Source organism: Metabacillus fastidiosus NBRC 101226, from assembly GCF_001591625.1.
GTDB lineage: Bacteria > Bacillota > Bacilli > Bacillales > Bacillaceae > Metabacillus > Metabacillus fastidiosus.
The window spans coordinates 1-9,250 of sequence record NZ_BCVG01000128.1 but is presented as its reverse complement, the minus strand read 5'-3'; the positions used below and the strand labels follow the sequence as shown (position 1 = coordinate 9,250).

12 protein-coding genes are annotated in these 9,250 nt (G+C 29.6%); 7 read left to right on the top strand and 5 right to left on the bottom strand.

Going from position 1 to position 9,250, the window contains the following annotated elements; genetic code table 11:
* Window positions 1–71: 71 nt before the first annotated feature.
* Window positions 72–296, bottom strand: coding sequence for a hypothetical protein (locus BFA01S_RS19240; RefSeq protein ID WP_066234679.1), 225 nt, complete (start codon window positions 294–296; stop codon window positions 72–74).
* A 327-nt stretch (window positions 297–623) separates the two neighbouring features.
* On the opposite strand from BFA01S_RS19240, the gene BFA01S_RS19235 reads away from it, so the two are divergent.
* From BFA01S_RS19235 to BFA01S_RS19205, 7 genes are all read left to right on the top strand, one after another.
* Window positions 624–1,334: a YdcF family protein gene (locus BFA01S_RS19235; RefSeq protein WP_066234676.1), complete on the top strand. Its 711-nt coding sequence runs from the start codon at window positions 624–626 to the stop codon at window positions 1,332–1,334.
* A gap of 182 nt (window positions 1,335–1,516) precedes the next feature.
* Window positions 1,517–2,092 carry a GNAT family N-acetyltransferase gene (locus tag BFA01S_RS19230; RefSeq protein WP_066234674.1) on the top strand — a complete coding sequence of 192 codons (576 nt, stop codon included), beginning with the start codon at window positions 1,517–1,519 and terminating at the stop codon, window positions 2,090–2,092.
* A gap of 371 nt (window positions 2,093–2,463) precedes the next feature.
* Entirely contained in the window at window positions 2,464–2,937 is a 474-nt protein-coding gene (locus BFA01S_RS19225; protein ID WP_066234672.1) for an NUDIX domain-containing protein, read from the top strand.
* A 348-nt stretch (window positions 2,938–3,285) separates the two neighbouring features.
* On the top strand, window positions 3,286–3,702 hold the full coding sequence (locus tag BFA01S_RS19220) for an NUDIX hydrolase (RefSeq protein WP_066234667.1): 417 nt from the start codon (window positions 3,286–3,288) through the stop codon (window positions 3,700–3,702).
* Window positions 3,703–3,838: 136 nt separating this feature from the next.
* Entirely contained in the window at window positions 3,839–4,345 is a 507-nt protein-coding gene (locus tag BFA01S_RS19215; protein WP_066234665.1) for a GrpB family protein, read from the top strand.
* Window positions 4,346–4,465: 120 nt separating this feature from the next.
* Complete coding sequence (locus BFA01S_RS19210) at window positions 4,466–5,377, top strand: aminoglycoside phosphotransferase family protein (RefSeq protein ID WP_235843075.1); 912 nt, start codon at window positions 4,466–4,468, stop codon at window positions 5,375–5,377.
* Window positions 5,378–5,571: 194 nt separating this feature from the next.
* Window positions 5,572–5,931: a DUF3784 domain-containing protein gene (locus BFA01S_RS19205; protein WP_412758857.1), complete on the top strand. Its 360-nt coding sequence runs from the start codon at window positions 5,572–5,574 to the stop codon at window positions 5,929–5,931.
* Between the two features lie 701 nt (window positions 5,932–6,632).
* On the opposite strand, the gene BFA01S_RS19195 is transcribed toward BFA01S_RS19205, so the two are convergent.
* From BFA01S_RS19195 to BFA01S_RS23710, 4 genes are all read right to left on the bottom strand, one after another.
* Window positions 6,633–6,821 (bottom strand): hypothetical protein, encoded by a 189-nt coding sequence (locus tag BFA01S_RS19195; RefSeq protein WP_066234660.1) that lies wholly within the window; start codon window positions 6,819–6,821, stop codon window positions 6,633–6,635.
* 421 nt (window positions 6,822–7,242) lie between these two features.
* On the bottom strand, window positions 7,243–7,425 hold the full coding sequence (locus tag BFA01S_RS19190) for an aspartyl-phosphate phosphatase Spo0E family protein (RefSeq protein WP_066234658.1): 183 nt from the start codon (window positions 7,423–7,425) through the stop codon (window positions 7,243–7,245).
* 720 nt (window positions 7,426–8,145) lie between these two features.
* On the bottom strand, window positions 8,146–8,268 hold the full coding sequence (locus tag BFA01S_RS22125) for an anti-repressor SinI family protein (protein ID WP_082800085.1): 123 nt from the start codon (window positions 8,266–8,268) through the stop codon (window positions 8,146–8,148).
* A 460-nt stretch (window positions 8,269–8,728) separates the two neighbouring features.
* On the bottom strand, window positions 8,729–9,097 hold the full coding sequence (locus BFA01S_RS23710; protein ID WP_066234654.1) for a DUF6713 family protein: 369 nt from the start codon (window positions 9,095–9,097) through the stop codon (window positions 8,729–8,731).
* Window positions 9,098–9,250: the final 153 nt, after the last annotated feature.

The following is a 9,250-nucleotide window of genomic DNA, read 5'->3' as shown; positions in this document are numbered from 1 at the left end:
CTGATAGAAGTTTCACTTTATTAAAAAAGTAATAGATAAAACCCTCTATCTAAATAGAGGGATGTTGGATACTAATGTAAAGGCAGCTCGTTAGGACAAGATGGAAATCCATTTATATCTTGAATTATATAAAAATCGTACTGTTTTAAAGCGAATTTCTTTTGATATAAATATTCAATAACAAGAAGCTTTTTATCGGATATACCACATAAAATACCTGAAATTCCTTGTCCGTTAGATAATGATATTCCTACTGGCTGACCAATTAAGTATACAATTTTATTTTCCCAGGCCATAGTTATCACTCCTTCAAAAGCATCTTATGCCCTTTAAAGGAGCAGGTGCATAAAGGAGTTAATAAATGTATAAATACAAGAATTATTATGTTTCTTTAATAAAAAAGCATGATTTTCCATGTTATAAATCTAATAATCATCACAAATAAGGTTGGGAATAAGCGGTAGAAAGAGCCTTTTTAACATGGAAAGAGTGTTATCGGTCGAATATAAGCAACGGAAATGCAATTTTGCTATTGATTTAAAATAAAGTCCAAGATAGAAGGAATTAATGATACTTATTCTTTTGAAGAAACATTAAACAAATTTGCTAGAAGGGTGTAAAAGATGAAATATATTTATTTTTTAACAGGTGGATTGTTTGTTTTTTATGCAATATTATTATTATTTATTTCTAGTATTGATTTTGGGGTTTTCTGCTTCTTATTTTTAGGGCTAGTGTTTTTATTATATCCTTTTATTAAAAATAGGAAAAAAATCAAGTTATTCTTTAGGGTATTTGTAGTACTGCTATTCCTTTTTGTAGGTGGTTTGGAAACTTTGATTCAAATCAACTCAGAGGATGACCAAGCACCTGAAAGTGTTTCTTATCTGATTGTATTAGGAGGAGGTATAAAAGGTGATGAGCCTTCTTTGACTTTGGCTAATAGATTAGATACAGCTTATGATTATTTGAAAGATAATCTAAGTAAAAAAGTGGTGGTGACTGGCGGAATAGGTGTAGGCAAAACTTTATCTGAAGGTGAAGTTATGAAAAAATATCTTATGAAAAAAGGAATAAGTGAAGAAAGAATTATAGTTGAAGATAAAGCAACTAGTACATATGAAAACTTTCTTTTTTCTAAGGAACTTATTAATTCTTCTAAAAAGATTATAGTTGTTTCAAGTGATTTTCATTTGTTTAGAGCTAAAAAGATAGCTGAAAAAATGGATTTAGAACCTTATGGTTTAAGTAGTGAAACACCTTTAACAGTTGCACCGCAAGCGCATCTTAGAGAATATTTAGCGATTGTTAAAACATTGATTTTAGATAATTAAAATAAAAATGTACAAAGAAAACAGGGTTGAACAGAGAAAGGAAATAATAGGAGAAGTTTTCACGAATTGTATTTCCTGAAAATTTTATCATTATTAATATATTGAGATTTAATCAGAATATTTAATGGATAAAATCTCGTCTTTTATTAAGACGAGATTTTTTATTAAAGGAGGATGGCTTTGTGAAAAATGTATCACCAGCTATTAAAGGATTAAATGTTCTTTTGAGAAAGCCAAAAGATAGTGATGTTTTTGATTATCTAGAAGTTGATATTAGTCAAGAACTTATACGAATGTATGGAGGTAATACAAAAAGAATAGCACCGAAGACATTGGAAAAGGCACAAAAATTTGTACAATCTATTCAAGAAAATAAGTTGGAGTGGTGTGTAGAGTATAAAGGGAAAATGATTGGCCAAGCACGATTAACAGTAAGTGATATCGATAATCGTGCCCGCTATGCAGTTGGGATATTTGATTCTTCTGTTTGGGGAAAGGGCTTGGGAACAGAAATTACACAATTAATCCTACATTATGCTTTTAAAGAATTAAATCTCCATCGAGTCGATTTGAGGGTTCTTGAATATAATAAACGCGCAATCAAATGTTATGAAAAATGTGGTTTTATTAAAGAGGGTGTTGAAAGGGAAGGGGCACTAATCGACGGAAAATATGAAACAGACGTTTTTATGAGTATTTTAGACAGAGAATATTACGAGATAAAGGATCAATTTATAAAAATGATATTAGTAGGCTAAAAGATGCATTAATTTAATAAACAGCTGGGAGGATCTTTAATTAAAAATCCTCTCCTTTAGCTGTCTACAATCTTAATTAATTTAAAGTGTAAGCCGCAAATATGAATTTACCTTTTGAACGATCATGATTTATAACGTATACCATATATCTACCTGTTGGTATCCTGTCTAAGAAAGCTGTAAAAGCTTTCTTAGACTTAGCTGGTACAGTGAAAGAGTTCCATTCTTCATTTGTGTTAAATTATATCTTTAAAGGATATATAAGTTAATAGAAAAGAGCCTTCTTGATTAGAAGACCGTTTTTACAGCAAACAATACAAAACAAACTAATAATAGAAAAATGTACTTAAGAGTAGAAATGGAGAACAACAGTGACTTATCCAATTAGAGTTAGAACAAGTGCATTAATTATTCAAGATAATAAAGTGCTACTAGTTGAATTTAAAGATGAAAATGGACTTCATTACAATTTACCAGGTGGTGGAGTTGAATCGGGTGAAACATTAGTTGAAAGTGTGAAAAGAGAGGCTTTAGAAGAAGCATCAGTTCACATTGAAGTAGGTTCGGTAGCATTTCTATATGAGTATGCACCATTCAAAAATAAAGAGAAGTACGGCACTGTGCATTCATTAACAACTGTATTTGATTGTAAATTAAGAGATGGAGAAATTCCCCAACTTCCTCATAATCCAGATGAAAATCAAACAGCTGTCAAATGGATTCCTCTCGATGAATTAAATAATGTTGTATTATACCCGAACATTCGTCACCACATACTTTTACACGTAAAACAACACCGGAGTATTGATTTATTAGAGGAACAGAAACTAGAAGATTACAAGTAATTATTGGGTCAGAAGGTTCTGGAAAATCCACATTTGTAAGAAAACTAGGAGGAAAATTAAAAAGAAAGGTTTACCATGTTGATGAACTTTTTTGGAAATCTAATTGGGGTGGGGTTTCAAAAGGCGAAAAAAGAAAAGTATAAAATGAACTAGTTAAAGAAGAATGGATTATTGATGGGAACTATGGAGATCAGATTACATGCTTCTGATACAATTTGTAATGCATCGAAAAATTAAGTGATTCAAACAAATCTATTACCAAACTGATAGATATGTCTAATGGGTTAAGGTTATTCAATAACATTATCGACTATAACTATATATTTGTTTTACAAAGGAGATGAAGAAATGGATTTTCAGCGAGTTGATGTTGTATATGTACTATTATTTGATGCAGAAATAAACAAAATCCTAATGGTATTCAATAAAAATGATACATGGTCTTTACCAGGAGGAGCAGTTGAAGCAGGAGAAACTTTGCAAGAAGCGGCTATACGAGAAGTGAAGGAAGAAACGGGATATGATATTACAGTTGATAATATTGTTGCTTTGAACGAAGCTTTTATAGAAAAAAATCATGTTTATTTTATTACTTATCATGGACAAATAGTAAAACGGCCTAAAGAAATTCCAGCAGAAGAAAACATCATAAAAGTGGAATGGTTAGATTTAGAAGAAGCAGACAAGCTAATGCCATATCATCCAGAAGGAATTTCAAAATTACTTAACAACTCAGGTGCCATCTATACTCTACACAAAAAATGAGCACCTTTTTTGCTCCCTAAAATGTGCTTAATATGAACTAGGTCTATAAATTTAAATATTTTAAAGGCTTTTCCGACTAACAGAGTAGTTTAGTTGAAAAATAATCTTTTATTCTAAATGGAATAAGGAGAAAAGAATGGATAAGGAAATAACAATTGAAGACTACAACTCAAATTGGGCCAAACAATTTGAAAGTGAAAAAGTTAAACTTAGAGAGATTTTAGCTGACAAGGTTATATCTATTGAACATATAGGAAGTACATCTGTTAAGGGGTTAGGGGCTAAACCCATTCTAGATATTGTTATCGGAGTAAATGATTTAGAGGTAATTAGCGAATTTATTGAGCCTTTAAAACAAATAGGATATGAATTTGTTTACCATAAAGAATTTCCTGAAAGACGTTTCTTCAGAAAAGGAAAATGGAGAGCTGGTACACATCATTTACATTTTTATCAGTTTGAAGGAGAACACTGGAACAATCAAATTTTGTTTAGAAATTATTTGAGAAATAATCCTCATGTTTTAAAAGAGTATTATCAATTAAAAATTGATTTGGCAGCAAAGTTTCGTTTTGACAGAGTTTCTTATACTGAAAATAAATCTCTTTTTATCCAAAATGTATTACAAAGAGTCAAAATGTAGGTTTGAAATTAAGTTTGATAATTTAGAACAAAAAATGATAAGAAAGCCTGTATAATACAGGCTTTCTTTATAAAAAGTTTATTTATTGAAAATAGTTAAAAGAGTGAGGGGGGAGATGGATTGAATGATAATATCATAGAAATTCTTCTAGAAAAAGTAAAGTTGCTGCAAAATGCTATAAAAATTGAAGAGCTATTAAAAGGATATTCTCCTGATAAAAAATTTGTGGTCTATTTCGATAACTACAAATTTTTGTTACGTGTAGGTGCTATTGAAAGTTACCAAAAGAAAAAGGCTGAATATCAATTATTAAATCAAATGATAAAATTTAATGTCCAATCTTCGCAGCCTATTGATATAGGTATGATTGACGAGTTTGACTATTGTTATACCATTTATTCTTATATTGAGGGTACAGACGCAAAAGAGGTAATACACACACTTACACCTAAAGAACAATACAGAATAGGAGTGAAAGCAGGTACACAACTATCTAGGATGCATTTATATAAGGCTCCTTCAACAATTAATACTTGGTATGATCGAGCAATGGAAAAGCATTATAGGTATCTGGATGCTTACAGAAATTCTGGTATAAAGATTGAAAATGATGAAAAAATTTCTACGTTTATTGAGAAGAATAAGCATTATTTAAAACACCGTCCTAACTCCTTTCAACACGACGATTATCATTTAGGTAATATTATTGTAAAAAATAAAAAATTTGCTGGTATCATTGATTTTAATAATTTTGATTGGGGAGATCCATTTCACGACTTTGTAAAAGTTGCTCTATTTCAAAGAGAATTAAGTATTCCATTTTCAATTGGACAAATTGAAGGATATTTTGATAACAACATCCCTAAAGAATTTTGGATGCTTTATTCTATCTATGCTGCAATGGTTATTTTTTCATCGGTTGTATGGTCCTTGAGATTTGCACCAGACCAATTAGATGGAATGATATCAAGATTATACGTTCTTTTGGAGGATCACAAATATTTTGACACACTAAAACCTAAATGGTATTGAACTAATGGGACTTTTATGTAATAGGATTCAATGAAATGATCAAACTTTTTTTCAAAAGAGATTCTTTTCTTTTTATTTAAAATATAGATTTATGGAAAGTTTATGATTAAATTGAATTTTAAAGCCATAATGTAAAATGTGTTATAATTTACCAAATAGAAGTTAGAGAATTCATATTTCAGGAGGTGTATGAATTGATTGGAGCAATGTTAGTTATTACAGTGCCTTTTTTAATATTTGCTATCGTTTTGTCTAAAGGAAAGGGAGTATTTCTACTTGCTGGTTATAATACAATGTCAGAAAGTGAAAAAGAAAAATATAAAGAAGGAGAACTCTGTAAATTTATGAGTAAAATAATGTATGGGATCTGCCTCGGTTTACTTTTAATTGCATTAAGCGAACAATTTAAAACTCAAGTTCTGCTGATTATTGGTCTTATTATAGTAATAGGCTTGCCGTTTTTTTCTATAGTGTACGTGAATACGGGTAATCGATTTAAAAAGACTCATAATGAACAGAACGACAGATCACAAACAAATAGTACAGGACTATGAAGGAGATGAATTTGAAATAGAAGAATAAAAGGCTCTTCTAATTGCAGATTCTCTTTTACTACCGATAATGTCGATTATATTAAATCTATATTTCATAATTTTGTTTAAATAAAAGACAATTCAATAAAATGGTAAATTTTATAATAAATAAACTGTGCGTTATATGAATTTTTTTAATGAAACACAAGAATTAGTGTGTTTCCTAAAATTTTTTAAAAAAATAACTGCTCCGAAATGGAACAGAAATTTAAGCAGTTATTTCACAGTTTTTAAAGGAACGATTACTTTGTTATAAAAAAGTCTTTCCCATTTAGCTAACAAACCGTTCCCATTTTCACTACGTTGTATCTGAATTTCGTGATTTCTATGGAATGCTTTAACGCGCTCATTATGTTCTTTATGCCGTTGGTGCAAAGTATTATGGATCATTTTCATCTTCCTTTCAGTAATTAATTTAATTATATGGTTAGGATTGATGAATTAAAAGTGATTCTATCATTTGTCTATGATTTTAGAAAAGTAGTTCGGTAATTTAATGAAACAAAAGAGTAATTATGTTTCGGGGGAGTACAAGAAAATGATTGCTAGTTCACCTGAAGGAAATCAAAATTGGCTTTTCCTTGTACCTAATTTTATTATGTCCGAATTTTTTGAAGTAATTCATCTCATAAAAAAGACTACCTGTTAGAAGGTAGCCAGAATTAGAAATACATTTCTAAATGAAATTTCTTTTTCTCCACAGACCATTGTGTTGAGGAATTACTATATTTGTTTAATTTCTGTGCCAGTAACCGTGCAGAAGATAAATCATTAAAAAATTTTTCTAAATGACTGTTTGAATCTTTTAAGGTCTCTATTGTTCCATTAATGTTTCGTATCAATATGAACATAAGTCACCCCTCCAATTTTGTAGATTAGATCAAAATTTGTTAAAAGCTATAAACGAGAGATGTATATAGCCTTTAATCAAAAGACTGGGATAATAATAATTTATAACGGAGTGAAGTATGAATCTGTGGATATTAATCTTTTTTGAAAATATTTAATTTTGTAATAATTGTATATGGAAAGTAAGTGATTTTAAAAATCAGAAAGAACTATTTACAGTTTAAAAAATTTGTCACAATTAGGAATAAAGATGGAAATGAAGAAAAAAGACTACCTGTTTAGAGGTAGTCACGAGTAGAAAGACGTTTCTGAGTTCTATTTATAATATGTAGTTGTTTGATAAAAATGCCTAAGTGTTAAAAAAGTTTGAGTTATTAACCCAATTAAGCAGTGACTTTCACAAGAGACAAAAAATAATGCAGATTAATCATTCTCCTGATGTAGCATTAAACATTGATATTTATTTAACAAAACATCTAATTGCTGACTATAGCTAATTGTATCAGGATGATTAAGCCCTTTTTGCATACCTGCAGCAATCATCTGGGAACGTAGTGATTGGATGGCATCTTCTAAGTTATTAAGCGTCACATCTTGTATTTGCATATCTTAACCTCGTTATGTTTGAGATTGAATATCTTTGAATGAAGATAATATGCACTATTATAACTTTGTAATTCCAAAATAGTATATTTTCGACAATTTCTCTTGAAAAACGACAAAATAAAAAGTCGAATATATGAAACAGAATGATAGATCAGTTGATTAAAATTTGATTGAGGAGTAGGCTACAAAAATGTAATTTGAATATAGCTAAGATTTTAGGAAACAAAGAAGTAAATATGTTTCAGAGGAAGTACAAGGAAAACGGCTACCAGTTTAGTTGGAGGAATTCAACGTTGCTTTTTCCTTGTACTTAGAGTTAATATACCCAAAATTCATAAAGTAATTCATCTCATAAACAACCCCTATTTAGGTTCAAAAGAGTGGGAGGAAGAATTCTTGTATTTCTTCTAATATCATACTAGTGCTTAACGTAATCCAAACAAATTCTTGCCATTCTTGTTCAGAGAGTGTTTTTTAAAATTTATCTAGTTCCTCCGTGAAGTCTTCAATATTTTAGACTGTGTTTATGTAATCGTAAAGACATATGATGGACTAATTTTTAGCTCAATTAAAAAAGACTACCTGTTTGAAGGTAGCCATGAGTAGAAAGGCGTTTCTGAGTTTAATTTATAATATGCAGTTGTTTGATAAAAATACCTACATGTAAAAGGGATTTGATTTATTAATCGGGATAGAGGGACTGAGGAAATAAAAAAGACCTTATTCAGGTCGAGAGGGTTGATGAAAAAATTCTCTTATCTCTTCTACTGTCATACCAGCATTTAAGGCGAGAAGGATTAGTTCCTGCCATTCTTTATCTAATACTTTTTCTTCAAGTTTCATGAGGATTTACTCCTTAAATCATAATAGTAATTTAATAAGAATTATAGAATGATTCTAGTTTTATTGTATCGAATTGTAATAAATGTAAAATAAGTTATAATACCCAGTTCAGAAAAAAATAATTCGACATAATTCTATGGATTGGAATTAAGATAATTAAATAGGTAATTTGTTTCCTGCCTGAAAATAAAAAAAGATAAACAGATTAAACTGTTTTATCTTTTTCTAGCAATTCAATGATTTTATGAGGTTTTTTCGGGATTATTAGAGTCTTTAGGTTTCTTTGTAATTCGGAAATAAATAAAAAAGAAACAAGTAAAGATAACAGCTAAAAATACAATAACAGCACAAATAGTTTTTATTAGTTCAACTAGAAGATAAACATTATCTAATATTACTAGCATGTTATTTAAGTTTTAGCTAATTATAAAATGATAGTTGTATTTCACATTATTAGCACTTATCGATTAACTAGTAATAATAAATGAATTGCCGCAAGAATTCCCATTGGATAGATAATTGATCTAGAGAACGTATTCTTAAATTTATTACGGGGGTGCTTTTCAAAAAATAGGTGCAAAATTGCATGGATGATTAAAAATAAATCCAGAAACCAAAAAACAATTGTCTGATATTCGCTGAAAAGTAAAGTGAGTATTATTGTGTAAAGAGGAAGGTGAATAAATGTAAAGACTTTATAGGCTTTAGAATCTTCCATATCTTTAAGCACGATAAACATTTTCCACTCAGAATTCCTTATCGCGTCCATTTCGTGCAAAAGAAATAAAGATAAGTTAAACAAAAATAACACAAGCAAAAAATCAGGCATGTAATACCTCCTACAATTGTATAACTTCATGTTACTACAGCTAAATAAATAAAAATAGAAAAATATGTTTTTTAATACGTATAACAGCTAATGGTTTGGAAAGAAATTTTATCCCAGCCTTAACGGGCAGTAAGATTCCCCCTTCCACATTTT

What these genes read in the sequence shown, in the direction of transcription:
- BFA01S_RS19240 (WP_066234679.1), bottom strand. Translation starts at nt 296, where the DNA reads ATGGCCTGGGAAAATAAAATTGTATACTTAATTGGTCAGCCAGTAGGA.
- BFA01S_RS19235 (WP_066234676.1), top strand. Translation starts at nt 624, where the DNA reads ATGAAATATATTTATTTTTTAACAGGTGGATTGTTTGTTTTTTATGCA.
- BFA01S_RS19220 (WP_066234667.1), top strand. Translation starts at nt 3,286, where the DNA reads ATGGATTTTCAGCGAGTTGATGTTGTATATGTACTATTATTTGATGCA.
- BFA01S_RS19215 (WP_066234665.1), top strand. Translation starts at nt 3,839, where the DNA reads ATGGATAAGGAAATAACAATTGAAGACTACAACTCAAATTGGGCCAAA.
- BFA01S_RS19195 (WP_066234660.1), bottom strand. Translation starts at nt 6,821, where the DNA reads ATGTTCATATTGATACGAAACATTAATGGAACAATAGAGACCTTAAAA.
- BFA01S_RS19190 (WP_066234658.1), bottom strand. Translation starts at nt 7,425, where the DNA reads ATGCAAATACAAGATGTGACGCTTAATAACTTAGAAGATGCCATCCAA.
- BFA01S_RS22125 (WP_082800085.1), bottom strand. Translation starts at nt 8,268, where the DNA reads ATGAAACTTGAAGAAAAAGTATTAGATAAAGAATGGCAGGAACTAATC.
- BFA01S_RS23710 (WP_066234654.1), bottom strand. Translation starts at nt 9,097, where the DNA reads ATGCCTGATTTTTTGCTTGTGTTATTTTTGTTTAACTTATCTTTATTT.